Source organism: Alteraurantiacibacter aquimixticola, assembly GCF_004965515.1.
Lineage (GTDB): Bacteria > Pseudomonadota > Alphaproteobacteria > Sphingomonadales > Sphingomonadaceae > Alteraurantiacibacter > Alteraurantiacibacter aquimixticola.
On record NZ_SSHH01000003.1, the window covers coordinates 202,484 to 228,913 of the forward strand.

A 26,430-nucleotide genomic window follows, 5' to 3' on the forward strand; every position below is an offset into this window, starting at 1 on the left:
ATAGGGTGAGGAGCATGGCAACAGAGCCAGAGAGCATCGCCGCGAAAGGCACTGTCGAGCGCCGGGGCTACAATCCGCGCCGCCGTCCGCGCTGGTGGCTGGTGGCGGTGATCGTGCTCGGCCACCTGGTGCTGGGGGCGCTGCTGATGCGCCTGCTCGCGCCCGATTTCACCGCCGAGGTGATCGAGCGGGCAAGTTCGCAGATCACCGTTATCATCACCACGCCCGACGAGCCGGAGAACGAGCCGGAGCCGGTGATGAACGAGAACCCGGACGAAGGCGCTGCGGCCGAAGCCGGCCGCGATGCCGAGGCGCGCGAGCAGGCGGCGCCGGAAAACCTTTCCCCCAGTCCCACGCCGATCCCGCGCGCGGCCTCCACCGGTAATGAGAATGCTGCGGGCGCCACCGATGCGGGCGAGGGCACGGGCGCGGCGGGTGAGGGCTTCGGCACGGGCAGCGGCAGGTCGGGGCAGGGGCGTGGCGGCGTGCCGGTCTCCGGTCCCTCGGTCCGTTCCGGCACCATCGATTCGGCGCGCGACTTTCCCATTCCCGATGGTGGGCGGCGGGTGCGCGATGGAACCTCCGTCACCGTGGTCTTCACAGTGGGGGTCAACGGCAGGGCCTCCGATTGCAGCGTGCGCAATCCGGGGCCGGACCCGCAGACCAATGCGCTGGTGTGCCCGCTGGTGATCGAACGCATTCGCTTCAATCCCGCCATTGACGCACTCGGCAATCCGGTGCCGGCACGTTATGGGTGGCGGCAGGATTTCTTCCGCCGCTAGGCCCACAGGAGCAGATCGACACAATGAGCCTCATCCATCCGGTTATCCTGTGCGGCGGCAGCGGCACCCGTTTGTGGCCGAAGAGCCGGAAGACCAAACCCAAACCCTTCCTGCCACTGGTGGGGGAGCGGACATTGTTCGAGGCGACGCTCGATCGCTGCGCCGATGATGCACAATTCGCCGCGCCCATCGTGGTGACCGGGGCGGCGCACCTGCCGCATGTCAGCGAGCAGATCGCCGGCAGCGCGAATGCCTCTATCATCGTCGAGCCCGAGGCGAAGAACACCGCCGCCGCCATCGCGCTCGCCGCCGCGCGCCTGCCGCAAGAGGCGGTGATGCTGGTCTGCCCCAGCGATCACCATATCGCCGATGTCGCTGCCTTCCGCGAGGCTGCGGGCAAGGCCGCGGCGCTGGCGGCGCAGGACTGGATGGTGAGCTTCGGCATCACGCCGGACGCGCCCGAAACGGGCTTCGGCTATATCAGGCGTGGCGATGCGCTGGAGGGTGGCTTCAAGGTGGATCGTTTCGTCGAGAAGCCCGATCTCGAGCGCGCCAAGGCCTTCCTCGCAGACGGCGGATACAGCTGGAACGGCGGCATCTTTGCCTTCCGCGCGGGCGCCTTCATGGACGAGCTGCGCAGCCATCGCCCCGATATTGCCGAGGCGGTGGAAGCTGCCGTGACCAAGGGTCGCGAGGAGGGCGCGAGCTTCCACCCCGACGCGGCAAGCTTCGCCATGATCGACGGGGAATCGGTCGATTACGCGGTGATGGAAAAGACCGCGCGCGCCGCCATGGTGCCCGTCGCCATGGGCTGGTCCGATATCGGCAATTTCCACGCTTTGCGCGATGCGCGCACCGGCGATGGCGAGGGCAACCGTGTGGCGGGCCGGGTGGAGCTGGTCGATTGCCGCAATGTGCTTGCCGAAAGCGACGGGCCGCGCATCTCGGTGATCGGGCTGGAGGATGTGGCCGTGATCGTCGACGGGGACGAGGTGCTCGTCACCACGATGGAAGGCGCGCAGAAGGTCGGCAAGCTTGGCGGAGCATCGAACCAGTGACGGGAGACGTGATGCCCACCATGATCGCGCAAACGATCCAGCTCGCGCTAGCCCCCGTCTTCGTGCTGGTGGCGATCGGATCGATCATGAATATCCTTTCCAGCCGCCTTGGCCGTGTGGTCGATCGCGCGCGCGATTTGCAGGAACGGCATGGCGAGACCGAGGGCGCCGAGCATGACGCCATTGTGCGCGAGATACGCATGGCCGACGCGCGGCTGGCGCTGCTGAACAAGGCGATATTGCTGCTCGTGATGTCCGGCGTGTGCATCGGCACCACGGTGGCACTGCTGTTCCTGGAAGAATTCGCGCATCTCGGCCTGCAGCCCCTTGCCGCAGGCGTTTTCATCGTCGCCATCATGCTGCTGATGGCGGCGCTGCTGCTGTTCCTGAAGGAGACGCGCGAGGCGGCTGCGGCTTTGCGTATTCCGCGCAGTTACCTGGAGATCGAGCGGAAGCTCTAGCTTTCGTCCGCCGGTTTGTCCTCGCGCGGGGGAGCGACCAGGCGTTCGCCCTGCTGGCGGATCGCGCCTTCGACCATCGGCTTGATGAAGCCCAGCGCTGCGGGCAGTTCGACCACGAAGACCACTTCGCTATCGGCGATGTCGACATGGCCTGTCAGGTCCTGGCCCATGGCTTTGATGTTCATCACCATGCGGTCTTCGCTCGGCCAGTCGGTGGTGACTTCGGCCATGCCGCCGGGCACGGCATCGGCGATGGAATGGCTGTTGCTCTTCAGCCGGCGGCGCACTTCCTCGCGGCCGAGCTGATGGGGGATTGCGACCTGCATCAGTTATTCTCCTGGGACTTTTCGGGCGGCGGCAGCCCGTCGGCGCCGCCATATCTGTAATCGAGATAGCGCGTGCGGATGGCGAGGTCGTCCAGCGATCCCTCGGCCAGCTGCCGCGTGACGTGGTCGATTTCCTTGCTGATCTTGCCGAGGCTGTCCACCAGCTGCGCATCGGGGGTGGAGCCCGCGCGCTGCTCGCGCCGCAAATGCTGCGGGATCTTGCGATAGCTGTCGATCATCTCGGGCAGCACTTCGCCTACCAGCTTGCGCGTTTCGCCCGCCGCCGGATGCGCCGGATCGACATGTTCGAGCTGCACGCCCAATCCATCGAGCTGCACGCCGATATCCTCCACCAGCTTTACAGCTGGCGGGGGCAGGGCGGGGCGCTGCGCTTCCAGCCACAGTTCGGTTCGCGCGACCAGCTGGCGCGCATCCTGCGTGCGGGTGAGGTCGGCGCGCTGCGGGATCTTGATCTTGCGGCTGGAGAAGAAACCCACGGCGGCCAGGATCGCAAAGAAGGTCACCATCACGCCGACAAAGCCGATCCCGTCGATAATGACGCCCGCCACCGATGCGGCGACCAGGATGCCGACTACGGCCAGCGCAATCGACTTCAGCTTCTTGCCGAAATGCTGGCGGCGCAGGCGGCGCGACCCTTCGGCAATGCCTTCGCGCCGGTGCCTGCCGCCGTGCTGGTTGTCGCGCACCAGCGATCGCCCCTCTTCGATCAGGCGTTCACTCTGCCGGGTGAGGTCATTGCTCATCAGTTATCGAGGCTCAGCAGCGAACTGGTGTTCACTTCCTTGGCGGCCTGCGCCTGGCCTTCGGCGCGGGCGATATAGCCTTTCGACTTCTCGACTTCGCCGGACAGTACTTCGACCGTCTGCTTCATGGAATCGAGCGCGCGCAGCTTGAAGCTGTCGACCTCGTCCATCGTGTCATAGATGTTCTGGAAGGCGCGCTGCAGCGTTTCCATCGGGATGGTGCTGGATGCGGCCTGTTCGTGGATCTGCGCGGTATTCTCGCGCAGCAGCTGGCCGGTGGAATCGATGATCCCGGCGGTGGTCTGGTTGAGCGCGGTGATCTGGCCCAGCACCAGCCTCTGGTTGGTCATGGCCTGCGCTACCGTGACGGCGGTGCGCAGCGCGCCGACCGTGGTGGTGCTGGCGCGATCGACGCCCTTCACCAGCTCGACATTGTTCTTCTTCACCAGGTCGAGCGCGAGATAGCCCTGCACCGACACCGCCATTTGCGTCAGCAGGTCCTGCGTGCGCTGGCGGACATAGAAGAGCGCGGTCTCGCGGATCGCCCGGGCCTTATCCGGATCGGTCGCGTCGAGATCTGCCGCCTTTTCCTCCAGCTTGATGTCGAGCGTCTTGGAGATGTGGACCATCTGCTCAAGATTGCCCATCGCCTCCCACAGCTTCTGGCGTTCCACGTCGATCGCGGCATTGTCCATCAGCAGCTCGTCCTTGCCGCTGGCGAGGCGGGCGAGGATCGCCTGGATATGGCCCTGTGCGGAAGTGTAGCTGTCGAAATAGTTCTTCAGCTTGTTGCCGAAGGGAATGATGCCGAACAGCTTGCGCCCGGTCATCTTGCCGCGGCGGCCGGGATCGAGATCCTCAACCGTGCGGCGCAATTCGGAAAGATCCGCGCCCACGCCCGTTTCCTGGTCCATCGCCCGCACCGGGCGGTCGAGGAAGCGGTTGGACATGCCGGCGGCCGCCATGATTTCCTTGCGGCCCATATTGGTGATCTGGTCCACCTTCTTGCCGAAATCGGGCGACTTGGCGTCCAGCTCCACCAGCTCGTCGACAAAGCCGTCGACCTTGGTTTCCAGCGCGGATTTCTTCTCCTCGGAAACGGGGACGAGGCCTGAGGCCTTTTCGGGCGCGACCTGCGGCACCGGATCGGGAGGCGTCAGCTCCAGGTCCAGATCGGTGGCTACCTTGGTGGTCGTATCGTTGGATGTGGCCATGGAAGTGCAATTCCCCTCGTAAGTCTTGCTACTGTATTAGTGAGGCAAGACACGCATTTCAAGTTTCCCTCCGCTTCAATGGGTTTATATCGTGTTTCCCCCTTGGAGGCGATGTCTATGGCGAATGATGCTGGTACGGATGGTGTGGAGGCGCAGGGTGCGACTGCGGTAAAGGCCGACCGCTCCTATGGTTTCGGCAATGTGTTGATGAGCTGGCGCCGCTGGTGGCGCATGGCCGTGACCGCGACGGTTGACCAGGCGGCGGTGATCGAAAAGCGGCGCGCCGAATGTGAAATCAGCTCGCGCTACCTGCTGATGATTACGATGTCGGCGGGCATCGCCATCCTTGGCCTGCTGCTCTCCTCGCCTGCCGTAGTGATCGGCGCCATGTTGCTGTCCCCGCTGATGGACCCGATCATGGGGCTCGGATTTTCGCTGGCGATCGGCGATTTCCAGTGGATGAAGCAATCGGCGCGCTCGCTTGCTCTCGGCACCTTGGCGGCGGTGGCGTTTTGCGCGGTGGTGGTGTTCATGTCGCCGCTGCAAACCGTGACGAGCGAGATTGCCGCGCGCACACAGCCCAATTTGTTCGACCTGCTGGTGGCGCTGTTTTCCGCCGTCGCCGGCGCCTATGCGATGATCCGCGGGCGCGAGGGGACGATCGTGGGCGTGGCCATCGCCACCGCCTTGATGCCGCCGCTGGCGGTGGTGGGCTTCGGCCTCGCCACTTTCAACTGGACGGTGTTTTCCGGCGCGCTGATGCTGTTCGTTACCAACCTGATGACGATCGCGCTGTCGGCGGCGGTCATGGCGCGTCTCTACGGCTTCCGCACCACCCTGTCGGAGAGGCAGACGGCGTTGCAGACCTTCGTGATCGTCGCCGCCTTTGTCGCGCTGGCCATCCCGCTGGGCATTTCGCTGCGGCAGATTGCCTGGGAGGCGAATGCGACGCGGCAGATCAACGGCGTCGTGCTCGATGCCTTCGACAGCCGCGCGCGTATTTCTCAGATCGAAACCAATTTCAACACCGACCCGATCCAGGTTTCCGCCACCGTCCTTACCCCCGTGCTGGAAGGCGATGCGGAGCGGATCACCGCACGCGCGATGAGCCGCACGCTCGGTGCGCCGGTGGAAGTGAAGATCAACCAGTATCGCGTCGGCACCAGCGCGCAGGCGGCCGAGCAGGCCCAGCTTTCCGCCGCGCTGGAGCAGCAGCAGGCCGATCGCGAACAAGCCGCCGCTCTGGCCGAGCGGCTGGCGCTGATCGCGGGCGTGACCACCGATGATGTGACCGTCGATCGCGAACGCCGTCGGGCCACGGTCACCGCGCGCCCGCTGGAAGGTGCGACCTTGGCCGCCTATCGCCAACTCGAAAGCCGCATCGTCGCCGGCCAGCAGGAGGACTGGGACATCCGCCTCACGCCGCCGCTGCGCGACCTGCCAACGCTCACCTTCGCCAATGGCGAACTTTCACCCGAAGCGCAGGAAGCGCTCGGCCTTGCCGAATGGGCCGCAGCGCGCATTGAGCTGCCGATCCGGCTGGAAGGCCGCCGCGATGCCGTGGAAGCCGCCCGCCTTGCCTTTGAGGAGCGTGGGATCGAGGTGCAGACACAGCCCGGCCGCGCGGGCTTCTCCGACGTGACGCTGAGCTGGAGTACGGAGGAAGAATAGAAAATGTCCGGCGAACTTACCGTCCTGTTGCTCAGCACGCTGTTGGCGCTCGCGCACATCCTGCTGGCGGCGCATTTCAAGACGAAGCAATATGGCGTCGAATGGAACATGGGCGCGCGCGACGAGGCGCTGCCGCCGCTCAACGACATTGCCGGAAGGCTGGACCGGGCACGCGGCAATTTCCTCGAGACATGGCCGATCGCCATCATCGCGTTGCTGGCGGTGGAAGCGACGGGCCGCACAAGCGCTGTGACGGCCGCGCTGGCCTGGACCTGGCTAGGCGCGCGGCTCGTCTACCTGCCGCTTTACTGGACGGGCGTTCCCAGACTGCGCACGCTGGTATGGGCCGTGGGCCTGCTCGCGCTGCTCGGGATCGTCGCGATTTTGCTGCTCGGCTGAGCCGCCCTAGCGCTCGCGCCCCGACTGGGCGAGGCGTTGGCGCGAGGTATTGCCGGGTACGGCGACCTGGATCGAGGGATCGTATTCCTCGCCCACGGCATCGCTGTCCTCAGCCACCCAGATATCGGTCCGCGTCTCGCTATAGCCTGACGGGAAGTAGCGGATGCGATAGCCGTCCGGGTGATCGCTCCAGCGGCCGGAGGGAATTTCGCGGCTGCCTGCGCCAAGCGGCACGTCGCCGCCCAGCACGGCGATCGCTTCCAGCTCGTCATAGCTGGCGCCGCCCACGGTCAGGCCACGGCGCAGCGCCGCCTCCGCCTCGAACGCGGTGCGCAGCGGGCCGGGCACCTCGCCCAGCACTTCGCCCATCATGCCGTTTGGCACGAGGTCCATGGCCGAGCGGTTGAGTCGGGCAAGCTGGCGGCGCGAAAGCAATTGCGACGCGACCACCTGCAGCTCGCGCCGCAAATCCTCGAACTTCGCGCGGGCGAGGATCGCCCAGATCAGCAGCTGGATCTGGCGCTGTTCGATATCGGGCCGAGAGACCGAATTGCGCAAGATGTCGCGCACATATTCGTCAGCCGAACCCTTCAGCGGAGCATAGAGATAGCCGTCGCCGCCGCCCGGGCCATGCGTTCCGGCATGCAGGCAATAGCTTTGCGCGGTGATCTGCCACCAGCCGGGCTGAAGGATGAAGCCGCCATCGTCGGTCCGCTCCAGGCTGGCAAGCGGCTGCGCTGTGAAAGGCGGGTCGACATTGTCGAGCGCAGGATTGGCCCACTCTGCATCGCTCAATGCGGTCGTTACCGGCGCTTCGCCTTCGAGCCATTTGCCGACGCCCAGGTCGCCGACCAGGCCCAGACCGTCATCCAGCAGGTCACCCAAACCGAATTGCGCGCGTGCCGCGCTGGCGCCGAAGATGCCGAACGTCATTGCGCCCGCCGCAAAGGCGCGGCGGGTGATACGGTATGAATGATCCAATTGACTAGCCTCCCGTCCCTTGAAGAGCGGGAGGCATAGGACGGATTTGCAGCGGTGTGAAGCTCCGCTCAGGCCGCCAGCCGGAACGGTTCGATCTCACCCGAGAGGTAGAGCTTCTTTGCCTTGGCGCGGCTCAATTTGCCCGAGCTGGTGCGCGGCAGGGTGCGCGGGGGCACCAGTTCGACCACGCAATTCATGCCGGTGATCGCGCGCACCTTGTCGCGGATCTCGTCGCGCAGCTTCACCCGCTCGTCCGGATCGGAGACGCGGCAATGGACCAGCACGGCGGGGGCTTCCTCGCCATTTTCGGTCTCCACCGCGAAGGCGGCGATATCACCATGGTTGAAGCCGGGCAGCTGCTCCACCGCCCATTCGATATCCTGCGGCCAGTGATTCTTGCCATTGATGATGATCATGTCCTTCGCCCGGCCGACGATGAACAGATAGCCCTTGGCATCGACATAACCCATGTCGCCCGTATCCAGCCAGGCCCCCTTGCCATCTTCACTTGGGACGAGGCATTCGTCGGTCGCTTCCTGGTTGCGGAAGTAGGAATGCATCACACTAGGCCCGCGGCACCAGACCTTGCCGATCTGGTGGTGCGACTTCACCTCGCCATTCTCGCCGCGGATTTCGACATCCATGTCGGGCAGCGGCTTGCCGCAATTGACGATGGCGCGATAGCGGGCCGGGCGCGAGAGATCGCGGCGGGTGCCGGAAAGGCGCTCTTCCTCGACCAGCTCTACGCTGATGCCTTCGCCAGGCGGCATGACGGTGACTGCCAGCGTCGCTTCGGCAAGGCCGTAGGACGGTGTGAAGGCGCTGGCCTTGAAACCGGCGGCTGAGAAGGCGTTGACGAAATTCTGCATCACGTCCGGGCGGATCATGTCCGCGCCATTGCCTGCCGTGCGCCAGCGGGAGAGGTCGAACCGCTCCTCCACATTGGACTGGCTGGAAATGCGGCGCGCGCAAATGTCATAGCCGAAGGTCGGCGAATAGCTGAGCGTCGTGCCCTCATTGCGGCTGATCAGGTCCAGCCATGCTAGCGGGCGGCGCGCGAAATGCTCGGTCTTGAGGTAATCGGCGGAGACCTGGTTGGCGATCAGCGACAGGAAGCAGCCGACCAGCCCCATGTCATGATACCAGGGCAGCCAGCTGACGACGCGGTCGTTATTGCCGATATCCATGCTGGCGGCATGGCCATAGAGATTGTGCAGCAGCGCAGCATGGGTGACGGCAACGCCCTGCGGGAAACGGGTCGAGCCGCTGGAATATTGCAAATAGCAGATATCTTCCGGATCGGCCTTGGGCAGCTCGACTTCGGGCGCCGGGCGCTGGGCGAATGTGTCCCAGTCCACGCCTTCGCAGCCCTGCCGCTCAGCCGCTGCGGCAGCCATCTCGGCGATTTCCGGCGGGTAGATCAGCACTTTAGGATCGGCGCTTTGCAGCTGCACCGAAAGCTGGTCGATATAGCTGTCCTTGCCGCCGAAAGTGGTCGGCAGCGGCAGCGGCACGGGCCATGCGCCGGCCAGCGTGCAGGCGCAGAACAAGGCTGCGAAATCGGGACCCGTCTCCGCGATCAGCGCGACGCGATCGGCCTTGCCGATTCCCGCATCGACAAGCCGATAGGCCATCTGCACGGCATCGGCGCGCATTTCGGAATAGGGATAGACGCGCGTCAGCGTGCCGCGCATGTCGTGGAAGTTCATGCCCTTTTCGCTCTTCGCCGCGTAATCGATCGCGTCATTGAAGGTGGCGAAATCCGCGCGAATGCGCGGCAGGACACAATTATTGGGTGTGGGGACGAGTTCGGTCATGGACGTTCAGGCTAACCCTCATTCTATCTATGCGCCTTGTTTGCGCTCTTCCCGAATTCAAAAAACGGCGCCGACTAGGTAGCCGGCCCCGTGTCAATCTTTCCCATTTGATAGGAAGTGTGGCACGAATAAGGCCGATGGCAGACAATGAACAAGAGTGTCAGCGTAGAAAACGGGCGAAAAAGCCGCTCGATGCGGCGCAATTGCGCGATTTGGCGCTCTCCTATGTGGCGAGATACGCCACTTCTGCGGCCAAGCTTGAACGCTACCTTAAGCGCAAATTGCGCGAACGCGGGTGGGAGGATGAGGAGAATCCGCCCGATATTGCGGGGCTGACCGCCCGTTATTCCGAGCTCGGATATATCGATGACAAGGGATTCGCCCGCTCGAAAAGCGCCATCCTGCTGCGGCGCGGCTATGGTGCCAGGCGAGTTGGGCAGGTGCTGGGACAGGACGGCATAGCGCCCGAAATTCGCGACGAAGTGGCTCCGGGTGAGGCGGAATTGCGCCACGCCGCGCTCGCCATGGCGCAGAAAAGGCGCTTCGGCCCCTTCGGCGTTCAAGCTCTCGACAGGGACAAAAGGGAAAAGCAGGTAGCGGCCATGCTGCGCGCCGGGCACACGCTCGACTTTGCGCGGCAGATGGTCGATGCAGCCTCCGTCGAGGCGGCCGAGGAATGGGCGCATGAACTGGATGAGGAAGAGAGCAGGGATGATCACTGGTAAGTGGACGCGGATGATCGGGCTGGCGGGCGCGGCAATGCTGGCCGCCTGTTCCACTCAGGCGGCTAGCGAGGCACAGACCGCTCCAGTCCTGGCCGAAAGCGCGGTGCATCCCGAATCCGGCCTCGAAGTCATCCCGCTGACCGTGACCACGCAGGGCGGGGAGGAGCATTCCTTCCGCGTCGAAGTCGCCGCCACCGCGCAAGAGCAGCAGCGCGGCCTGATGTTCCGCACTGCCATGGGCGCGGATGAGGGGATGATCTTCCCCTTCACCCAGCCGCGCATGGCCAGCTTCTGGATGCGCAACACGGTGATCCCCCTGGACATCATTTTCATCGGCCCCGATGGTCGCATCGTCAATATCGCGGCCGACACCACGCCCTATTCGGAAGAATCGGTGCGGTCGGTCGATATCGCCGGGGCGGTGCTGGAATTGAACGCGGGCCGCTCCGCGGAGCTGGGCATTGCGGCAGGCGATATGGTGGAATGGTGAGGGGTAGCGGCTCGCGCGCACATGTGCTTGCGCGAGTCACCCAAAACCGGCTAACCGCCCGGGCATGAATTTCCTGATGAAGATCTTCACCTGGTGGGAAGGGGCCACGATCGGCACCCTCCTGTGGTCTGCGCGCAAGGGCGAGCATGTCGGCACCGATGCGCAGGGCAACAAGTATTACCGCTCAAAGAACGTCAAGGATGGCGAGAAGGAGCGGCGCTGGGTGATCTATGACGGCGCCAACGATGCCAGCCGCGTACCGGCCGAATGGCATGGCTGGCTGCACGGCTCCTATGACGAGCTGCCTGAGAGCCATTTGCCGCCGCCGCGCATCTGGGAAACCGATTTCACGCCCAATGCCACCGGCACTGCTGCGGCGTACCGCCCGGCGGGTGCGCTGGAACGCGGCGGCAAGCGCGCCGCCGCCACCGGCGATTACGAAGCCTGGACGCCCGACGCGTGATGCGCCTGCGGCTCGCCGCGACCTGCCTGCCGCTGCTCGTGCTGGCGGCTTGCGACAGCGGTGCGCCACCGCCCGAGGCGGAAGAAACCGAGATCCCTGACGAACTGGCGGCAGAGCCCATGCCGCAGGTAGAGGTGGATGAGAGTATCGGCACGCCGCTGGAAGAGCGGGTGGCGACGATCGGCCTCATCAACAAGCGCAACAACATCTCGCGCGATATCGAATTGCGCCCCGGCGAACAGCAGCGCGTGGGCGATGTCATCATCCGCCTCGCCAGTTGCGAGCGGACCGCGCCGTGGGAAACCCCGCCGCTGACGGGCGGCTTCGTGCAGGTGCTGGTGCAGGAACGCGCCGACGTGAACAGCGACCCGGAATGGAACCGCATCTTCTCCGGCTGGCTCTACAAGGAAGCACCCGCCGTCAACGTCGTCGAACACCCGATCTACGACGTGTGGATGAAGGACTGCGCGATGAGCTTCCCAGGTGAAGAGGAAGCCGCCTCGGCATCTTCCAGCAACTGAGCATGGGCCCAGGGCAGGCTGGCGGTGAAATGGTCGCCGCAGGCCTCTTCCAGCAATTTCAGGTAGTCCGCCTGCRGCAAGGCAACCGCGCCCATCGAGCCGAGATGCCCGGTCATGAACTGGCAATCGAGCACGGTGAAGCCCGCGCGCTTCATCAGCGCCACCAGCCAGGCCAGCGCGACCTTGGAGGCATTGCTGGCGCGGCTGAACATGCTCTCCCCGCAGAACACCCGGTCGAAGGCGACGCCATATAGGCCGCCCACCAGCTCGCCATCCTGCCAGCATTCCACAGAATGGGCATGGCCCTGCTGGTGGAGCGCGATGTAGCTCGCCTCGATCCGGCGGTTGATCCAGGTATCGGGATGGTCGGGCCGCGGCTGGGCGCAGGCGGCGATCACGGCGGGGAAATCCTTGTTGCAGGTGACGGTGAAGCGATCCTGCCTGATGACCTTGGCGAGCGAGCGCGAGACGCGGAAGCTATCGAGCGGGATGATCGCCCGCTCGCGCGGCTCGACCCAGAAGATATCCTCCTCATCGCGCGAATCGGCCATCGGGAACACGCCCATGCGATAGGCCAGCATCAGCATCTCTGCCGGGATGATCTGCGGCTCTTTCGGAGGGACGGGCGCATGCATGATCGGGCTTCTAACACGCGGTATTGCGCTCGTCGCTTGCCATTGCGGCAAAGGCGTTATAGAGGCCCGGTCCGCTGCAGGGGTGTAGCTCAGTTGGTAGAGCATCGGTCTCCAAAACCGAGGGCCACGGGTTCGAATCCTGTCACCCCTGCCATTTTCATTTATCTTTGGCTTTTCGCTCGCCCATCCGGGCGAGCGTCCTCGGTGCTGTTCCCTCCGTCCTTTGGACTGCGGGGCACCTGCGGGCGGCCGTTCGGCCTGCGACTGCCGTGACTCGGTATCCACCGTCATTGCGAGGAGCGAAGCGACGCGGCAATCCAGCGTGGCCCTGTACCAAGGTCACGGCAATTTGGCGGCAGCACGGTCGCGCAGCGACCGCAAGGCCGAACGGCCGCCCGCAGGTGCCCCGCACCCTGAGCCTGTCGAAGGGGGAGGGAACAGCACCGAGGACGTCCACCCGGATGGGTGGACGCAATCAGGCTTCCCCTAATACTCCTCGGGCTCTTCCGGGGTATCCGCATGGTGATCGGGCCCGGCGGTGCGGTCGCCCTTTGCCAGCTTGAACACCACGCCCGAAAGCAGGGCGAGGGCCAGCAGGTTGGGCAGCGCCATGGCGGCGTTGGAGATGTCGCCCATGCGCCACACTTCCTCCGACGGGCGGCTGGCGCCGATGAAGATCGCCAGGCACCAGATTACCCGCCAGCCGATATGCAGCATCTTCTCGCCGCGACGGGTGGAGCCCGGCACGCGGTCATAGATGAAGGTGATGGCCCGTTCGCCGTAATAGCTCCACGTCAGCAGCGTGGTGAACACGAACAGGATCAGCGCGATGCTGGCGATCAGCGTGCCCACCGGGATGCTGGCGATATCGAACGGGAAGGCTGCGGCAAAGGCGCCGCTGGTCATGGCAAAACCGGTGAGGTCCGATTGCCATGCATGCGTTACCGCCTCGCCATTGCCGGTGAAATCGCCTTCCACGGTCAGGATAACCAGCGCGGTCATCGTGCAGATCACCACCGTATCGATGAAGGTGCCCAGCATGGCCATGCGGCCCTGCTGTTCGGGATCGTTCGTCTGCGCCACAGCGTGCGCGATGGGAGTGGAACCCTGGCCCGCCTCGTTCGAGAACAGGCCGCGCGCCACGCCCGCACGGATGGCGATGATGATCGCCGCGCCCACGAAGCCGCCGGTCGCCGCCTGCGGATTGAAGGCACCGTCGAAGATGCGCGTGAAAGTTTCGGGAATGTCCTGGATGTCGAGCAGGATAGCGATCAGCGCCATCACGATATAGGTCGCGGCCATGAAGGGCACGACCTTCTCCGCCACATTGCCGATCGACTTGATGCCGCCGATGATGACGATGAAGACCGCGATGGCCACCACCAGCCCGCCGATCCATTCCTCGATACCGAACAGCTCGTTGATGCCGTCAGCCACCGCGTTCGATTGCACGGCATTGCCCGTCACCAGCGCGGAGAACAGCGTGCCCAGGCAGAAGACGATGGCCAGCCAGGTCCATTTCGGGCCAAGACCGATCATGATGTAGCTCATCGGGCCGCCGCGATAGACGCCGTCGGAAGTCTTCTCGCGATAACGGATCGCCAGCGCGCCTTCGGCAAAGGCCAGCGCCATGCCGATCAATGCGGTGATCCACATCCAGAAAATCGCACCTGGCCCGCCCAGTGCAATGGCGGTGGCGACGCCGGCAAGGTTGCCCGTTCCCACCTGTCCGGAAAGTGCGGTCGAAAGCGCCGCGAAGGGGCTGATCTCGCCCGCGCCCGTTCCCTTGCGGCCCTTGAACAGCCCGGCAAAGGCGCTGCCCAGCTTGACGATCGGGTAGAAGCGCAGACCCACCATGGTCCACAGACCCACGCCGAACAGGATGATGACCATCGGCGGGAAGGGAAGCACTTCCTGCCCGTTCCACAGGCCGGCCCAGATGAAGTCCGAAACATTGGTGACCTGGTCGAGGAATGTGACCGTCTGCTGCGCCTGTGCCAAGTTGGCGACCCCCATCTGTGATTGATCCCGTGTAAGCGGTGGAGGCTATACAAGCGCCGCCAGCGTGGAAAGCCCCAATGTTGCATCTGTAACCGGCTTCGTGCGCACGCGTGACACGGGACGAATCACCGCCAGCCTTGCCAAGGGCGCGAGCGCGTCCTAAATAGCCCATCGTCTTCCGACATCGGAGCATCGCAGCCCCTCCCGATCAGAACTGGATCGGGGCGGCGATGGTCCTATGGCGAAAGGCATCACGAATTATCGCGAAGCGAACAAAGGCAAGAGCAATGGCTCAGGACGGCAAGAAGACCAGCCCCGGCGAATTCCTCAATCAGGTGAAGTCGGAAACCTCGAAGGTTGTGTGGCCCTCGCGTGAGGAGACGATCCGCACGGCGATCTTCGTCTTCATCATGATGGTGATCCTCTCGCTGTTCTTCCTCGGCGTCGATTCGGTGTTCAGCGCGCTGGTGCGCTGGCTGCTGTCGCTGGCCTGACGCTTTGCACCACGCACGCGATTACGACTGACAGGGAAAGAGAATTCAGATGGCCCGCTGGTACATCATCCACGCCTACTCCGGTTTCGAGAACAAGGTCCGCGATTCGATCCTCGCCGAGGCCGAGCGCCTGGGCCTGTCCGATGGCGTGGAGGAGGTGGAAGTTCCCACCGAGACCGTGACCGAGATCAAGCGCGGCAAGAAGGTGCAGGTCGAACGCAAGTTCATGCCCGGCTACGTGCTGGCCAAGCTGAACATGACCGATGACATCTATCACCTGGTCAAGAACACGCCCAAGGTGACCGGTTTCCTCGGCACCAACAACAAGCCGCAGCCGATTTCGGAGAAAGAGGCCGCGCGCTATTTCGGCGGTGTGGAAGAGGCCAAGGCCGCTCCCAAGAAGGACATTCACGTCGATTACGAGATCGGCGACCAGGTCAAGGTGCTCGAAGGCCCCTTCGCCAGCTTCAACGGCGTGGTGGAAGAGCTCGACTTCGACAAGGCCAAGGTCAAGGTCTCGGTCTCCATCTTCGGCCGCGCGACGCCGGTGGAGCTGGACTTCGAACAGGTCGAACTGGTCAAGTAAGAATACTACCAGTGCCGTACGAAAAAGGGCCGGTTTGCGCCGGCCCTTTTCTTTTGTCTCACGCGGCGATCGGTCAGCCCTTGGCCTTGCGCTTGCGCGTTGCCGGTTTAGCCGGCTGCGCACCTTCGGATTTGAGCAGCGCCAATTCGGCTTCGACACGGGCTTCGCGCTGCAGGCCTTCGATTTCCTGCTCGATATTCGCGGACTTCGGCTCGTCCTCGCCCTCGGTGGCGAATGCGACGCGCTTCTCCAGCCGCTCCACGCTTTCCAGCTTGCGTTCCGTCGCGCTGCCGCGATCGGCGAAGATGGAAGAGAGCGGATTCCCACCACTCTCGCCACCATGGCCGGCAGCGGCCTGGGTAACCTCACGCAATTTCTCGCAGGTTTCGGCATGCTTGGCCTCAAGCTGGGCAAGAGCCGTCTCGATTTCGCCGACTTCCGCGGCCGCATCTTTCGCCTCCTGCTGCCGCTTGGCACCCAGCAGCGCGGCGTCTTCCCTGGCAAGAAGCGCGGCACGGGCCAGGTCTTCGCGCTGATGGGCCATGGCGGTCTTTGCCTTGTCCTGCCAGCTGTCAGCGCTGGCAAGCAGCGATTGCGCGTCATTCGCGAGTCTTTCCGACCGGCGCCGCGTGCGGGAGAGGTCGCCCTGCAGGGAGATCACGGTTTCCTCTATCTGCTTCCGCAGCAGCTTCAGCATCTTGGCCGGGTCGGTCGCTGCTTCGACCAATCCCGAAACATTGCTGGACACAAGTTCCCGAATCTGGATTGCAATCTTCACAATATTCCCCCGCTGATTCCCCTTACCCGCTTATCTGTGCATGCAATTGCTAACATCCGATAAGCAACGTTGGGCATGCGGACCGGCCAGCGACCGCCTCACTCGAACATCGTATCGAAATCGGGATTGGCCAGCGCGCGGCACTGGTTTGCCTCGCGCAAAACCGCCTGTTCGCGCGCCTGGATGCGGGCGAGCATGCCGTTGGTCCATGGCGTGATGGACACCTGCCTGGCCGAATAGGCGACGGCATATCCCGCCATTCCGCGACCGGTGAGGGTGCCGAGTTCGGTGGCGACGTCATCTAGACCACTCTCGCCCTCGCAATGGAAGCGGCCGGCCGTGCAATGGCAGCCGCGCGTCCCTTCGCTGGTCACGCGCAGGCCGCGGCCGATCCCGGCGACGCGGTTCGCCTCCACCCCGGCCACGCGTGAGCCGGGCGAATGCGAGGCGATGATCGCGGCTGCGACGGGCGCGCTTGAGTGAATGACCCAGTCGATCGCCTCGTAGGAATCGAGCCATACCACCGCATTCCTCGCATTGGCGGGCAGGTGGACGTCGACCCGCGTATCCCGCGCATCGCTTTCATAAAGACCGATGTAATAGACCGGCGCCGATGACGTCGCGTGACGATCGATGAATGTGCCGACATCCTCGCGGGCGATAACCGATCCCGAACCGCCCAGGGTCACCTTGAATTCGGTGGTGTGCCAGTTGTTGATGTATTCGACTTCGACCAGGTGCGTTCCCTCGCTGATGTCGATCGACAGCGTTTCGGCGTCGTTGCCCTGGTAAACCAGCTGGCCATCGATGAAGATGCGCGCGGAAGACCGGCCCTGGTTGATCGCGATGGTCTGCATGCCGGGCATGTCGAAATGCACCAAACCCACCCAATAGGCGGCGAAGCTCTCCGAGGAGATGCCGTGCAAGTCGTCCCAGGAGTAGTTGATGGCGATGCTGTTTACGTGATGGCGGTGGCTTCCCGCGCCGAGGTTTGCGCGGTCGAAATAGAAGGCCGCGAAGCCGCAGGCGGGCACGCGGCCGCCGGGGTTCATGTCACGGCCCCAGCTGCTGACGGGTGCGACGGGCGGGGTAACCGGCCTGTCCGAACAGGCGGCGCTATTGGAGCTGCTGCCCGTCTGCGCGCGCGGAGTGGCGAGCATAGCCAGGGAAAGGATCGCGGCGAGGGCAAGGGCGCTCAGCAGGGCCCAGTTCCTGCGCCAGCCGGATGGCGCTTGCGATGGTGGAACGCTCTCGATCATCGCTATTTCCCCTCTTCGCTCGCGCGCGGGGCAGCATAACGAGCAGCGCCTTAACATTCGGGAAATCGCCCGGGGCGGCGCTACGCCTTGCATTCCGTGTGCTTTTCGCTATGTGCGCGCCTTCCCGAAAGGGAATCCACGCGGGAGGCCTGCTTGCGGGCCGTTAGCACCGCTTACCATGAGCTTCGGGGCATGCTCCGGGGCGACAGTGAGAAAGGAGTGGCCTCATGGCCAAGAAGATCGACGGTTATATCAACCTGCAGGTGCCCGCCGGCACTGCAAACCCCTCTCCGCCCATCGGCCCCGCACTGGGCCAGCGCGGCGTGAACATCATGGAATTCTGCAAGGCCTTCAACGCCGCCACGCAGGATCTCGAAAAGGGCGCCCCGATCCCGACCAAGATCACGGTCTATGCGGATCGCAGCTTCACCTTCGTCACCAAGAGCCCGCCCGCCAGCTTCCTCATCAAGAAGGCCATGAAGATCAAGTCGGGTTCGAAGGAGCCGGGCAAGAACATCATCGGTTCGATCAAGAAGAGCCAGCTGGCCGAGATCGCCGAAGCCAAGATGAAGGACCTCAACGCCAACGATGTTGACCAGGCGGTCAAGATCATCGCCGGCAGCGCCCGTTCGATGGGCATCGAAGTGGTGGAGGGCTGATCATGGTAAAGCTGACCAAGAAGCAGAAGACCGTTTCCGCTCTCGATGCGGAAAAGCTCTACACGGTGGACGAAGCCATCGCCCTGCTGCGCGAGCACAAGGCGAAGTTCGACGAGACCGTTGAAGTCGCGATGAACCTCGGCGTCGATCCGCGCCATGCGGACCAGATGGTGCGCGGCATGGTGTCGCTGCCCTCGGGCACCGGCAAGGACGTGAAGGTTGCCGTGTTCGCTCGTGGCGACAATGCCGAGAAGGCGACTGCCGCCGGTGCCGACAAGGTCGGTGCCGAAGACCTGATGGAAGACATGCAGGCCGGCAATCTCGATTATGACCGCGTGATCGCCACGCCGGACATGATGGGCGTCGTCGGCCGCCTCGGCAAGGTGCTGGGCCCCAAGGGCCTGATGCCGAACCCGAAGCTGGGCACCGTCACCCCGAACGTGGAACAGGCCGTGAAGGACGCCAAGGGCGGCCAGGTCGAATTCCGCGTCGAGAAGATGGGCATCATCCACTCGGGCATCGGCAAGCTGTCCTTCAAGGACGAGGACCTGAAGGCGAACTTCAAGGCGCTGACCGAAGCGGTCGTGAAGGCCAAGCCGTCGGGCGCCAAGGGCAAGTATGTCAAGAAGATCGCCCTGACCTCCACCATGGGCCCCGGCCTGAAGGTGGACCTGGCGGAAGTCGAAGGCGCGTAAAGCAAGCTAACGGCTCTGCAGCAGCTGCTCAGGATAAACTGCGCGTGGGAAGCTTGCCTGCCCGTAAGCGAGGATAGCCAAGGCTGCGGATGCAGCCGCCGGCGCTTGAGGCAAACCAAATAAAAAGGGCCGGCGGAGCGATCCGCCGGCCCTTTTTGCTGGGCTCCGCAGAGTTAACTCCACCCTCACCAGTCTTGTTAAGGTCAAAGTAACCCAAAAGGCGTGGAATCGCCCCGATCGCGGACCGGCGAGTGCCGGACCGCCATTCAAGGGGATCTGCAATGACGAAGACCACACTTTCGATCTTCCTGGCAGCCGTGACGCTGCTCCTGCTCGCCGTGGTGATGGACGTGCCGCCTTTCGTTACCGGCGGCGTGGGTGTGCTGTTCATGGCCGGGCTGGTCTACGCCTATGTCGTCAGCAAGCGTGACGCCGAACGTGCGGGCGCCGAGAAGGTGGAGGTTGCCGAATAAGCCCTTTCGGGATCGCAATAAGGCAGAAGGGGCCGGCGGGGCGATCCGCCGGCCTTTTTCTTTGCACCGCCGCGTGCTGATCGGCCCTTCCCACTACAGGTCCCGAATTGTATGATCGCGCTGCGGGTTCGAGCAACCTCCCGGTCAGGCACGTAGTGCCCAAGCGTTGCCTCGTCTCCCCGGCATTGGCCGGGCGGTGCTTTGCGAGGTGATGATGACCGAGACCGGTGCCGGCCCAAGCTTCCCCGCTCTCCTGAAAGCATTCGTGCGCGTCGGCATGCTCAGCTTCGGCGGGCCTGCTGGACAGATCGCGCTCATGCATCGCGAACTGGTGGAGGAGCGGCGCTGGGTGAGCGAGGAGGACTATCTCCACGCGCTCAATTTCTGCCACCTGCTTCCCGGACCCGAGGCGCAGCAGCTGGCGACATGGATCGGCTGGCGGCTGCATGGCTGGCGCGGAGGGCTTGCCGCGGGCCTGCTCTTCGTCATTCCCGGCGCGCTGGTGATCCTCGCGCTTTCCATCCTCTATGCTCTTGCTGCCGATCTCGGGTGGTTCGCGGCGCTGTTCCTGGGCGTGAAGGCGGCGGTGCTGGCAATCGTTGCGCAGGCGCTGTTGCGGATCGGAGGACGGGCGCTGGATACGCGCTTCAAGCAGGCACTGGCGCTGGCCGCCTTCGTGGCGCTGTTCTTCCTCGACCTGCCATTCCCGCTGATCGTGCTGGGTGCCGGAGTCCTCGGCATCGCTGTGGCGGCGGTGCTGCCGCAGTGGCTGGCCCTGAAGCCGGCGGGGGGCGAGCCGCCCAGCGCCCCGCGTCCCTGGCGGGCGACGCTGGGCGCGGCGCTGTTGTGGGGAGCAATCTGGGCGGCGCCCATGGTCATCGTGTTCCTGGTGCTGGGGCGCGATCACGTGCTGTGGGACATCGGCGCCTTCTTCTCGCAACTGGCGGTCGTTACATTTGGCGGAGCCTATGCCGTGCTCGCCTATATGGCGCAGGAAGCGGTGCAGGGTTTCGGCTGGTTGCAGGCGGGGGAGATGGCAGATGGGCTGGGCCTCGCCGAAACGACGCCCGGGCCGCTCATCATGGTGACCCAATTCGTCGGCTTCCTTGCCGCCTTCCGCGCGCCCGAACCCTTCAGCCCGCTAGTCGCCGGACTGATCGGAGCGGGGCTGACGACATGGGTCACTTTCGCGCCCTGCTTCCTGTGGATCTTCGCCTTTGCCCCATGGATCGACCGGCTGCGCCACGCGGTCAGGCTGAAAGGCGGACTGGCAGCGCTGACGGCGGCCGTGGTAGGAGTGATCGCCAATCTCACTGCATGGTTTACCCTGCATGTCCTGTTCGGGCAGGTGGGTGAAGACACGGCGGGTCCGTTGCGGATCTATCTGCCCGAATGGTCCAGTTTCGATTGGCGCGCGGCTTTGCTGGCGATGCTTGCCTGCCTGCTTGTCTTCGGCGCCAGATGGTCCGTGCCGAAAGTGCTCGCCCTTGCCGCGGCGGGCGGACTGGTTCTTGGTCTTTTCCTGTAAGGAGGCTGACATGATGAATTTGACGCGCAGGGATGCAATCGGGAGGGCGGCCGCTGGCGCAGCTGGTATCGCGCTGGCGGGAACCGCCCAGCCTGCCGGTGCCCAGGAGCCGGCCCGCATCGCCGCATTCGCCGGCAATCACGCGCCCGTGCCGCTCCGGTTCGATCCCGCCGGGCTCACCGGCCTGTCCGAACGCCTCATCACCTCGCATTGGGAAAACAACTATCAGGGTTCGGTGAGGGCTTTGAACACGATCGAGCTCCGGCTCGCGGAGGCATTGGCCGATCCCGAATTTCCTCCGGTGGTCTATGGCGGGCTCAAGCGCGAGGAACTGCATCGCACGGGTTCCGTCATCCTGCACGAACTCTACTTCGAAGGCCTCGGCGGCAACGGCAGTGCCGGTGGCTCGATTTCCGAGGAACTGGCCCGTTCTTTCGGCAGTGTCGATGCCTGGGCAGCCGAGTTCCGCCGCACCGCGATGTCGCTTTCGGGCGGATCAGGCTGGTGCGTGCTCAGTTACAACCGGCACACCGGATCGCTGCACAATTACTGGGCCTGGGATCACATGCATGGCGCGGTCAGCGGTGCGCCCCTGATTGCGCTCGATATGTATGAGCATTCCTACCACATGGACTATGGCACTGCTGCGGCCCGCTATGTCGATGCCTTCATGGCAAACCTCGATTGGGAAGTGGTGGACGCGCGTTACCGGGCCGCTTTGGCCTGAGAGCGCCCGGATGGCCTGAGGCAGGCCCCTTTCCTACAGGCGTACCACCCCGCCATGCCTGGCGGCATGACCCGCACACGCACCCTCCCTCCGCCGCGCATTCCGCGCTTTGCTCCCGTTCCGCTGCGCGCCCGTTCGGACGGGTGGACGCCGCTCAGGCAGGCCGAGTTTATCGGCATGCTCGCCCAGACAGGCTCGGTCGCGGCGGCGGCGCGGTTTGTGGGGATGGCGCGGGAGACGGCCTATCGCTTGCGGCGGCGGGCAGGGGCGGAGGAGTTTGCCTGGGCCTGGGACGTGGCGCTCGCTTATGCGCGGCGGGGCAGGCCTCCTGCGCCGCCCGCTGCGGCGATGGAACGGCGTGGGCCGCGAAAGGTCACACATGACGAGCCGTGGCGGGCGATCGTGGACGGGCGCTGGCGCGTGGTCATGCGGCGCGGGCGCTATTGCGGCAGCGTGCGGGAATCGCCCAATTCCGCGCTTCTGAGCTGGCTGGCGCAGATCGACCGCGCCATGCGGGAGGGGCGCAAGGCGCTGCGGCGCAGGGCTGCGAAGGACGGAAGGTCACAGTCGCAAGAGGGCGCTTGCGTGTTCCAAGCCCCCTCGCTTGTCGCTGGGCCGCGCCTGTCGTAGATAGCGCTACCATGAGGATGCTCGGGATGATCGCGGCGGCCTTTGCCATGGCCTTGCTGCATGGGGGAAGGGCCGGCGCGCAAGTGCTGCCCGATGGGCCGTTGCTGGCGTCGGCGGATATGCGCGAGGGGCAGGACCTCTCGGGCGAGTGGACCTACTCGATCGATCCCTATCGCGACGGCATGGCGGGCTTCCATGGTGGCGCGGCGGGCACGGGCCATCGCCGCTATGACGATACCGATGTGGAGCAGGCGCGGCGGGCCGATCCGCCGGCGCTCTACGAATACGACATGGACCGCGCGCCCCGCGCGACGCTCCCCTCCAGCTGGCTGACCCATGCGCCCGAGATGCGGCACTATCAGGGGCTGGTGTGGTACCAGCGCCGCTTCGATGCCGATCCGGTCGCGGGCGAGCGCCAGTTCCTGCGCTTCGGCGCGGTCAACTACGCGGCCGAGGTGTGGCTGAATGGCGAGTTCCTGGGGAGGCATGAGGGCGGCTTCACCCCCTTCGCCTTCGAGGTGACCGGCAAGCTGCGGGCAGAGGGCAACCGGCTGCTGGTCGGCGCGGACTCGATCCGCGACTGGCAGGACGTGCCGCCGCCCGTCACCGATTGGGAGACCTATGGCGGGATCACCCGCCCCGTCTCGCTGATCGCGGTGCCGGAGACCTATGTGGACGATGCATGGCTGCGGCTGACGCCCGACGGCCGGATCACCATGGACATCGCGCTCGACGGGCCGCAGGCGGCAGGCGCGCCGGTCGAGATCGCCATCCCCGGACTGGAATTGCGCCTCACCACGAATGCCGATCCCACGGGGCGCGTCACCTTCCGCATCACGCCGCCGTCAGGGCTGGAGCGTTGGTCGCCGCAGAACCCCAAGCTCTACGATATCGAGATCCGCACGGGCGAGGACGTCTGGCGCGACCGCGTGGGCTTCCGCACCATTGCCGTGCGCGGGTCGGAGGTGCTGCTCAATGGCGAGCCTGTGTTCCTCAGCGGCATCAGCCTGCATGAGGAGGAGCTGGGGGCGCAACCGACGCGCAACATGACGCCCGCTGCGGCGCGTGCGTTGCTCACGATCGTAAGGGACGACCTCAACGGCAACTTCGTGCGGCTGGCGCATTACCCGCATGGCGATGCGATGGTGCGCGCGGCGGACGAGCTGGGCCTGCTGGTGTGGAGCGAGATCCCCGTCTACTGGCGCATCGCCTTCGCCGATCCGGACGTGCTCACCCATGCGCGCACCATGCTGTCGGAGATGGTGCTGCGCGACCGCAACCGGGCGAGCGTCGTGATCTGGAGCGTGGGGAACGAGACGCCGGTGGACGCGCCGCGCAATGCCTTCATGGCGCAGCTGGTGGCCGATGCGCGCACGCTCGACCCGCACCGGCTGGTGAGCGCGGCGCTGCTGACCGAGCGCGACGATAGCGGCGAGGTGCCGGTGATGCGGCTGGTCGATCCGCTGGCCGATCATCTCGATGTGCTGGCGGTGAACACCTATAATGGCTGGTACGGGCCGGATCGTCCTGAGGACGTGCCGCGTATCGCGTGGGATGTGCCCGCCGGCCGGCCGCTGGTCTTCTCCGAAATGGGGGCGGGCGCGCAGCCGGGCCTCCACGCCGCGCAGGGTGAGGAGCCGATCAAGTTCACCGAGGAATACCAGGCGACCTATTACCGCAATACGCTGGCAATGGCCGAGGGGATCGAGACGCTCGCGGGCCTCTCGCCATGGATCCTGAAGGACTTCCTCTCTCCCCGTCGCCAGCTGCCCGGTGTGCAGGATGGCTGGAACCGGAAGGGCCTGATCGGGCCGGAGGGCGAACGCAAGCTGGCCTTCGATGTGCTGGCGGAGTGGTATGCGGAAAGGGAGGAGTGATGACGAGCCTGCAAGGCTCGCAAGGCCGAACGGCCGTCCGCAGGTGCCCCGCAGCAAGGCGGAGGGAACAGCACCGAGGAAAGCCAAGGGGCGGATGCCCCGCCGGCGATTGAGGAACAGGAATCCTATATACCGCCGGGCGTGTAGTCGAGGCCAAGCTCAGTTAGCCCCTCGCACAGCGCGGCCATGCAGGCATCGAGCGTGTCGCGGCTGGTCGAGCGGATGACGAAGTTGGCGCCTATGCGGCCCTCGCGGAAGAAAGGGTAGCTGCCAATCTGGACGCCTTCGTGCGCGGCTTCCACGGCGCGCAGCAGGTCGGCGACTTCGCTCTCCTTGATCCAGCCTCCGACGGTCTCGGAGATCAGCGGCACGCCGCCTTCCAGCGTGCCGGTCAGCGCATCGAGCATCTGCGCGCAGATCGTCGGCACGCCGGCCATCATGAAGATGGAACCGTGGCGAATGCCGGGCGCGCCGGACATGCGGTTGGGGATCAGCTCGGCGCCCTCGGGCACGCGCGCCATGCGCAGGCGGGCGTCGGTCAGGCCGCCCTCGCGGTGCTTGTAGTAGTCCTCAAGGATCGCGCGCGCTTCGGGATGGATGACGACGGGCACGCCCAGCGCCTGTGCCACTGCGTCCACGGTGATGTCGTCATGCGTGGGGCCGATGCCGCCGGTGGTGAAGAGGTAGTCGTAAGTGCTGCGCAGCGCGTTCACGGCCTGGGCGATCGCGTCCATGCCGTCCGACACTACGCGTACTTCGGTGAGGCGGATGCCCTGCACCTGTAGCCAGCTGGCGACCTGCGCGATGTTCTTGTCATGCGTGCGGCCGGAGAGGATCTCGTCCCCGATCACCAGCAGCGCGGCGGTCCAGATGCGGTCTGTTGCAGACATGACGGCGGCTTAGGCCGGTTCCTCGGTGCGCGCCACCGGACTTTGGGGCAGGGCAGCGCTGAGCGCGGGATCGCCCGGATTGGTGAAGCGCAGCACGCCATCGGCAACGGGGCGCTGGCGGAAGTCCTTCACGTCTGCGAGGTAATCGTGGTTGAGCCGCCAGGGCAGTTCGGCCGCGCTCTTGGGCATCAGAGGCTTTGCGCGATGCAGATAGCCCGATGTGTAGTCGAAAGGTTCGACCACCTCCGGCTCGTCCTCAGGGGCCAGCAGCGGGATGACGACCGTAGCGTTCTCCGCTTCCATCTCGTTGAGGACTCGCGCGACGAATTCGGAGTTGTTGTCCGCCCGCAATGTCCAGCTGGCGTTGAGATAACCGAAAGTGACCGCGAGGTTGGGGACGTTGGAGAACATCGTCCCGCGATAGTAGTAATGCTCCGGCCACTCGACCTTCTTCCCGTCGATCGACACGGCGACCTTGCCCGCCAGCACGAGGCGCAGGCCGGTGGCGGTGACGACGATATCGGCGGGCAGGTACTTGCCTGACGCCAGCTTCACCCCGCCCGCATCGAAGCCCGCCACATGGTCGGTGACGACATCGGCCTTGCCGCTCCTCAGTGCCTTGAACAGGTCGCCATCTGGAACGAGGCAGAGGCGCTGCTTCCAGGGGTCGTAGGGCGGCTCGAAATGTTCTGCCGAATAGGCGGGCCCGAGGTCGTGGCGCAGCATCTCGCGCAGCTTCTTCGCGAGCTTTTCCGGATCGCGCCGCGAGAGCTTGAAGAAATAGTCGCGCAGGCGGATGTTCTTCTGGCGGGTCAGCCAATAGGCCCAGCTTTCGGGCAGCCAGCGCCGGAGGACCTTGCCGATCCGGTCCTGCCGCGGGCCCGCCGCCATCCATGTCGGCGTGCGCTGGAGCATGGTGACGTGCGCGGCCTTGTCGGTCATCGTGGGGACGATGGTGACGGCAGTCGCGCCCGATCCGATCACCACCACGCGCTTGCCCGTATAGTCGAGGTCCTGCGGCCAGAATTGCGGATGCACGACCGTGCCGCCGAAGTCCGCCAGGCCGGGAATATCCGCCTCATGCGGTTTGTCGTAATCGTAATAGCCGGAGGCGAAGAACAGGAAGTGCGTGGTCTCGGTCCGCCAACCTTGCGCATCCTCCAGCGTGACGTGCCACAGCGCCTCATCCGAATGCCAGTCCGCCGAAACTACGGTGGTTTCGAAACGAATATGTTCGGTGATCCCGCGCTCATCCGCAGTGCGATTGAGATATTCGAGGATCGCCGGCCCGTCCGCGATCGCATCCTCATGCTTCCACGGCTCGAAACGGAAGCCGAGCGTATGCATGTCCGAATCCGAACGCACGCCGGGGTAGCGGAACAGGTCCCACGTCCCGCCGATCTGCGCCCGGCGTTCGATAATCGCAAAGCTGCGCGTGGGGCACATCATTTTCAGATGCGCCGCCATGGAGATACCGGAAATGCCGGCGCCTACAATCAGCACATCGAGGTGGTCTGCCATATAAC

29 protein-coding genes and 1 tRNA gene are annotated in these 26,430 nt (G+C 64.9%); 19 read left to right on the forward strand and 11 right to left on the reverse strand.

Annotation, left to right across the window (positions count from 1 at the left end; all coding sequences use genetic code 11):
• The first annotated feature begins 14 nt into the window (after positions 1-14).
• Genes E5222_RS11885 through E5222_RS11895 form a run of 3 tightly spaced genes read left to right on the forward strand, consistent with a single transcriptional unit; the run spans position 15 to position 2,301 of the window.
• A complete protein-coding gene (locus tag E5222_RS11885; RefSeq protein WP_246021737.1) occupies positions 15-782 on the forward strand; it encodes a hypothetical protein in 768 nt (255 codons plus the stop codon).
• A 23-nt stretch (positions 783-805) separates the two neighbouring features.
• Entirely contained in the window at positions 806-1,840 is a 1,035-nt protein-coding gene (locus E5222_RS11890) for a mannose-1-phosphate guanylyltransferase (RefSeq protein WP_136694017.1), read from the forward strand.
• An 11-nt stretch (positions 1,841-1,851) separates the two neighbouring features.
• Positions 1,852-2,301 (forward strand): DUF2721 domain-containing protein, encoded by a 450-nt coding sequence (locus E5222_RS11895; protein WP_246021738.1) that lies wholly within the window; start codon positions 1,852-1,854, stop codon positions 2,299-2,301.
• Here the strand turns inward: E5222_RS11895 and E5222_RS11900 are convergent.
• Genes E5222_RS11900 through E5222_RS11910 form a run of 3 tightly spaced genes read right to left on the reverse strand, consistent with a single transcriptional unit; the run spans position 2,298 to position 4,605 of the window.
• Positions 2,298-2,627 carry a polyhydroxyalkanoic acid system family protein gene (locus E5222_RS11900; protein ID WP_136694018.1) on the reverse strand — a complete coding sequence of 110 codons (330 nt, stop codon included), beginning with the start codon at positions 2,625-2,627 and terminating at the stop codon, positions 2,298-2,300. The two genes, E5222_RS11895 and E5222_RS11900, sit on opposite strands and share 4 nt — an antisense overlap.
• Positions 2,627-3,391 (reverse strand): hypothetical protein, encoded by a 765-nt coding sequence (locus tag E5222_RS11905; protein WP_136694019.1) that lies wholly within the window; start codon positions 3,389-3,391, stop codon positions 2,627-2,629. The genes E5222_RS11900 and E5222_RS11905 overlap by 1 nt, the downstream gene beginning before the upstream one ends.
• Positions 3,391-4,605: a toxic anion resistance protein gene (locus E5222_RS11910; RefSeq protein WP_136694020.1), complete on the reverse strand. Its 1,215-nt coding sequence runs from the start codon at positions 4,603-4,605 to the stop codon at positions 3,391-3,393. Before E5222_RS11910 ends, E5222_RS11905 begins: the two co-directional genes overlap by 1 nt.
• 117 nt (positions 4,606-4,722) lie before the next feature.
• On the opposite strand from E5222_RS11910, the gene E5222_RS11915 reads away from it, so the two are divergent.
• Together E5222_RS11915 and E5222_RS11920 are read left to right on the forward strand one after the other, a co-directional pair.
• Positions 4,723-6,276, forward strand: coding sequence for a DUF389 domain-containing protein (locus E5222_RS11915; protein ID WP_246021739.1), 1,554 nt, complete (start codon positions 4,723-4,725; stop codon positions 6,274-6,276).
• A 3-nt stretch (positions 6,277-6,279) separates the two neighbouring features.
• The gene (locus tag E5222_RS11920; protein WP_136694022.1) at positions 6,280-6,675 is read left to right on the forward strand and encodes an MAPEG family protein; all 396 of its coding nucleotides are present in this window, start codon (positions 6,280-6,282) and stop codon (positions 6,673-6,675) included.
• Positions 6,676-6,681: 6 nt separating this feature from the next.
• On the opposite strand, the gene E5222_RS11925 is transcribed toward E5222_RS11920, so the two are convergent.
• A complete protein-coding gene (locus tag E5222_RS11925; protein WP_136694023.1) occupies positions 6,682-7,656 on the reverse strand; it encodes a hypothetical protein in 975 nt (324 codons plus the stop codon).
• A 68-nt stretch (positions 7,657-7,724) separates the two neighbouring features.
• Complete coding sequence (locus E5222_RS11930; RefSeq protein WP_136694024.1) at positions 7,725-9,473, reverse strand: fatty acyl-AMP ligase; 1,749 nt, start codon at positions 9,471-9,473, stop codon at positions 7,725-7,727.
• 137 nt (positions 9,474-9,610) lie between these two features.
• Here E5222_RS11930 and E5222_RS11935 point away from each other — a divergent pair, with 137 nt between their 5' ends.
• From E5222_RS11935 to E5222_RS11950, 4 genes are all read left to right on the forward strand, one after another.
• Positions 9,611-10,198 carry a regulatory protein RecX gene (locus E5222_RS11935; protein WP_136694025.1) on the forward strand — a complete coding sequence of 196 codons (588 nt, stop codon included), beginning with the start codon at positions 9,611-9,613 and terminating at the stop codon, positions 10,196-10,198.
• The gene (locus tag E5222_RS11940; protein ID WP_246021740.1) at positions 10,185-10,688 is read left to right on the forward strand and encodes a DUF192 domain-containing protein; all 504 of its coding nucleotides are present in this window, start codon (positions 10,185-10,187) and stop codon (positions 10,686-10,688) included. Before E5222_RS11935 ends, E5222_RS11940 begins: the two co-directional genes overlap by 14 nt.
• A 64-nt stretch (positions 10,689-10,752) precedes the next feature.
• Positions 10,753-11,151: an NADH:ubiquinone oxidoreductase subunit NDUFA12 gene (locus E5222_RS11945; RefSeq protein ID WP_136694026.1), complete on the forward strand. Its 399-nt coding sequence runs from the start codon at positions 10,753-10,755 to the stop codon at positions 11,149-11,151.
• Positions 11,151-11,672: a DUF2155 domain-containing protein gene (locus E5222_RS11950; RefSeq protein ID WP_136694329.1), complete on the forward strand. Its 522-nt coding sequence runs from the start codon at positions 11,151-11,153 to the stop codon at positions 11,670-11,672. The genes E5222_RS11945 and E5222_RS11950 overlap by 1 nt, the downstream gene beginning before the upstream one ends.
• On the opposite strand, the gene aat is transcribed toward E5222_RS11950, so the two are convergent.
• Positions 11,594-12,307 (reverse strand): leucyl/phenylalanyl-tRNA--protein transferase, encoded by a 714-nt coding sequence (gene aat, locus E5222_RS11955; RefSeq protein ID WP_169053573.1) that lies wholly within the window; start codon positions 12,305-12,307, stop codon positions 11,594-11,596. The two genes, E5222_RS11950 and aat, sit on opposite strands and share 79 nt — an antisense overlap.
• A gap of 78 nt (positions 12,308-12,385) precedes the next feature.
• On the opposite strand from aat, the gene E5222_RS11960 reads away from it, so the two are divergent.
• Positions 12,386-12,461: transfer RNA gene (locus E5222_RS11960), tRNA-Trp, on the forward strand.
• A gap of 332 nt (positions 12,462-12,793) precedes the next feature.
• Here E5222_RS11960 and E5222_RS11965 read toward each other — a convergent pair.
• On the reverse strand, positions 12,794-14,323 hold the full coding sequence (locus E5222_RS11965) for an alanine/glycine:cation symporter family protein (RefSeq protein ID WP_136694028.1): 1,530 nt from the start codon (positions 14,321-14,323) through the stop codon (positions 12,794-12,796).
• Between the two features lie 272 nt (positions 14,324-14,595).
• Here E5222_RS11965 and secE point away from each other — a divergent pair, with 272 nt between their 5' ends.
• Positions 14,596-14,802, forward strand: coding sequence for a preprotein translocase subunit SecE (gene secE, locus E5222_RS11970; protein WP_136694029.1), 207 nt, complete (start codon positions 14,596-14,598; stop codon positions 14,800-14,802).
• Between the two features lie 49 nt (positions 14,803-14,851).
• Positions 14,852-15,388 (forward strand): transcription termination/antitermination protein NusG, encoded by a 537-nt coding sequence (gene nusG, locus E5222_RS11975; RefSeq protein WP_136694030.1) that lies wholly within the window; start codon positions 14,852-14,854, stop codon positions 15,386-15,388.
• 73 nt (positions 15,389-15,461) lie between these two features.
• Here nusG and E5222_RS11980 read toward each other — a convergent pair whose 3' ends face one another.
• Both E5222_RS11980 and E5222_RS11985 read right to left on the reverse strand, forming a co-directional pair.
• On the reverse strand, positions 15,462-16,136 hold the full coding sequence (locus tag E5222_RS11980) for a PspA/IM30 family protein (protein ID WP_169053574.1): 675 nt from the start codon (positions 16,134-16,136) through the stop codon (positions 15,462-15,464).
• 128 nt (positions 16,137-16,264) lie between these two features.
• Positions 16,265-17,425 carry a PA14 domain-containing protein gene (locus E5222_RS11985; protein ID WP_169053575.1) on the reverse strand — a complete coding sequence of 387 codons (1,161 nt, stop codon included), beginning with the start codon at positions 17,423-17,425 and terminating at the stop codon, positions 16,265-16,267.
• 227 nt (positions 17,426-17,652) lie between these two features.
• Here E5222_RS11985 and rplK point away from each other — a divergent pair, with 227 nt between their 5' ends.
• The 7 genes from rplK to E5222_RS12020 all read left to right on the forward strand — a co-directional run bounded on the left by rplK (position 17,653) and on the right by E5222_RS12020 (position 24,014).
• Positions 17,653-18,084, forward strand: a complete 432-nt coding sequence (gene rplK, locus E5222_RS11990) for a 50S ribosomal protein L11 (RefSeq protein ID WP_136694033.1) — start codon at positions 17,653-17,655, stop codon at positions 18,082-18,084.
• Positions 18,085-18,086: 2 nt separating this feature from the next.
• The gene (gene rplA, locus E5222_RS11995) at positions 18,087-18,779 is read left to right on the forward strand and encodes a 50S ribosomal protein L1 (RefSeq protein WP_136694034.1); all 693 of its coding nucleotides are present in this window, start codon (positions 18,087-18,089) and stop codon (positions 18,777-18,779) included.
• A gap of 281 nt (positions 18,780-19,060) precedes the next feature.
• Positions 19,061-19,252 carry a hypothetical protein gene (locus E5222_RS12000; protein WP_136694035.1) on the forward strand — a complete coding sequence of 64 codons (192 nt, stop codon included), beginning with the start codon at positions 19,061-19,063 and terminating at the stop codon, positions 19,250-19,252.
• Positions 19,253-19,466: 214 nt separating this feature from the next.
• A complete protein-coding gene (chrA, locus tag E5222_RS12005; protein ID WP_136694330.1) occupies positions 19,467-20,780 on the forward strand; it encodes a chromate efflux transporter in 1,314 nt (437 codons plus the stop codon).
• Between the two features lie 10 nt (positions 20,781-20,790).
• Positions 20,791-21,507 carry a superoxide dismutase gene (locus tag E5222_RS12010; protein ID WP_136694036.1) on the forward strand — a complete coding sequence of 239 codons (717 nt, stop codon included), beginning with the start codon at positions 20,791-20,793 and terminating at the stop codon, positions 21,505-21,507.
• A 66-nt stretch (positions 21,508-21,573) separates the two neighbouring features.
• Positions 21,574-22,137 carry a hypothetical protein gene (locus E5222_RS12015; RefSeq protein ID WP_136694037.1) on the forward strand — a complete coding sequence of 188 codons (564 nt, stop codon included), beginning with the start codon at positions 21,574-21,576 and terminating at the stop codon, positions 22,135-22,137.
• A gap of 11 nt (positions 22,138-22,148) precedes the next feature.
• Positions 22,149-24,014, forward strand: coding sequence for a glycoside hydrolase family 2 protein (locus E5222_RS12020; RefSeq protein WP_246021743.1), 1,866 nt, complete (start codon positions 22,149-22,151; stop codon positions 24,012-24,014).
• 125 nt (positions 24,015-24,139) lie between these two features.
• Here E5222_RS12020 and E5222_RS12025 read toward each other — a convergent pair whose 3' ends face one another.
• Both E5222_RS12025 and E5222_RS12030 read right to left on the reverse strand, forming a co-directional pair.
• Complete coding sequence (locus tag E5222_RS12025; RefSeq protein WP_136694038.1) at positions 24,140-24,904, reverse strand: competence/damage-inducible protein A; 765 nt, start codon at positions 24,902-24,904, stop codon at positions 24,140-24,142.
• 9 nt (positions 24,905-24,913) lie between these two features.
• The gene (locus E5222_RS12030; protein ID WP_136694039.1) at positions 24,914-26,425 is read right to left on the reverse strand and encodes a flavin-containing monooxygenase; all 1,512 of its coding nucleotides are present in this window, start codon (positions 26,423-26,425) and stop codon (positions 24,914-24,916) included.
• Positions 26,426-26,430: the final 5 nt, after the last annotated feature.

Bases quoted from the DNA above. Each gene is read 5' to 3' on its own strand.
- rplK (WP_136694033.1), top strand. From the start codon at position 17,653: ATGGCCAAGAAGATCGACGGTTATATCAACCTGCAGGTGCCCGCCGGC.
- E5222_RS11910 (WP_136694020.1), bottom strand. From the start codon at position 4,605: ATGGCCACATCCAACGATACGACCACCAAGGTAGCCACCGATCTGGAC.
- E5222_RS12000 (WP_136694035.1), top strand. From the start codon at position 19,061: ATGACGAAGACCACACTTTCGATCTTCCTGGCAGCCGTGACGCTGCTC.
- secE (WP_136694029.1), top strand. From the start codon at position 14,596: ATGGCTCAGGACGGCAAGAAGACCAGCCCCGGCGAATTCCTCAATCAG.
- E5222_RS11905 (WP_136694019.1), bottom strand. From the start codon at position 3,391: ATGAGCAATGACCTCACCCGGCAGAGTGAACGCCTGATCGAAGAGGGG.
- E5222_RS11940 (WP_246021740.1), top strand. From the start codon at position 10,185: ATGATCACTGGTAAGTGGACGCGGATGATCGGGCTGGCGGGCGCGGCA.
- E5222_RS11900 (WP_136694018.1), bottom strand. From the start codon at position 2,627: ATGCAGGTCGCAATCCCCCATCAGCTCGGCCGCGAGGAAGTGCGCCGC.
- E5222_RS11895 (WP_246021738.1), top strand. From the start codon at position 1,852: ATGCCCACCATGATCGCGCAAACGATCCAGCTCGCGCTAGCCCCCGTC.
- E5222_RS11920 (WP_136694022.1), top strand. From the start codon at position 6,280: ATGTCCGGCGAACTTACCGTCCTGTTGCTCAGCACGCTGTTGGCGCTC.
- E5222_RS11945 (WP_136694026.1), top strand. From the start codon at position 10,753: ATGAATTTCCTGATGAAGATCTTCACCTGGTGGGAAGGGGCCACGATC.
- E5222_RS12025 (WP_136694038.1), bottom strand. From the start codon at position 24,904: ATGTCTGCAACAGACCGCATCTGGACCGCCGCGCTGCTGGTGATCGGG.
- E5222_RS11890 (WP_136694017.1), top strand. From the start codon at position 806: ATGAGCCTCATCCATCCGGTTATCCTGTGCGGCGGCAGCGGCACCCGT.
- E5222_RS11915 (WP_246021739.1), top strand. From the start codon at position 4,723: ATGGCGAATGATGCTGGTACGGATGGTGTGGAGGCGCAGGGTGCGACT.
- E5222_RS12015 (WP_136694037.1), top strand. From the start codon at position 21,574: ATGACCCGCACACGCACCCTCCCTCCGCCGCGCATTCCGCGCTTTGCT.
- chrA (WP_136694330.1), top strand. From the start codon at position 19,467: ATGACCGAGACCGGTGCCGGCCCAAGCTTCCCCGCTCTCCTGAAAGCA.
- E5222_RS12030 (WP_136694039.1), bottom strand. From the start codon at position 26,425: ATGGCAGACCACCTCGATGTGCTGATTGTAGGCGCCGGCATTTCCGGT.
- E5222_RS11930 (WP_136694024.1), bottom strand. From the start codon at position 9,473: ATGACCGAACTCGTCCCCACACCCAATAATTGTGTCCTGCCGCGCATT.
- E5222_RS11985 (WP_169053575.1), bottom strand. From the start codon at position 17,425: ATGATCGAGAGCGTTCCACCATCGCAAGCGCCATCCGGCTGGCGCAGG.
- E5222_RS12010 (WP_136694036.1), top strand. From the start codon at position 20,791: ATGATGAATTTGACGCGCAGGGATGCAATCGGGAGGGCGGCCGCTGGC.
- E5222_RS11950 (WP_136694329.1), top strand. From the start codon at position 11,151: ATGCGCCTGCGGCTCGCCGCGACCTGCCTGCCGCTGCTCGTGCTGGCG.
- E5222_RS11885 (WP_246021737.1), top strand. From the start codon at position 15: ATGGCAACAGAGCCAGAGAGCATCGCCGCGAAAGGCACTGTCGAGCGC.
- nusG (WP_136694030.1), top strand. From the start codon at position 14,852: ATGGCCCGCTGGTACATCATCCACGCCTACTCCGGTTTCGAGAACAAG.
- E5222_RS12020 (WP_246021743.1), top strand. From the start codon at position 22,149: ATGAGGATGCTCGGGATGATCGCGGCGGCCTTTGCCATGGCCTTGCTG.
- E5222_RS11935 (WP_136694025.1), top strand. From the start codon at position 9,611: ATGGCAGACAATGAACAAGAGTGTCAGCGTAGAAAACGGGCGAAAAAG.
- E5222_RS11965 (WP_136694028.1), bottom strand. From the start codon at position 14,323: ATGGGGGTCGCCAACTTGGCACAGGCGCAGCAGACGGTCACATTCCTC.
- rplA (WP_136694034.1), top strand. From the start codon at position 18,087: ATGGTAAAGCTGACCAAGAAGCAGAAGACCGTTTCCGCTCTCGATGCG.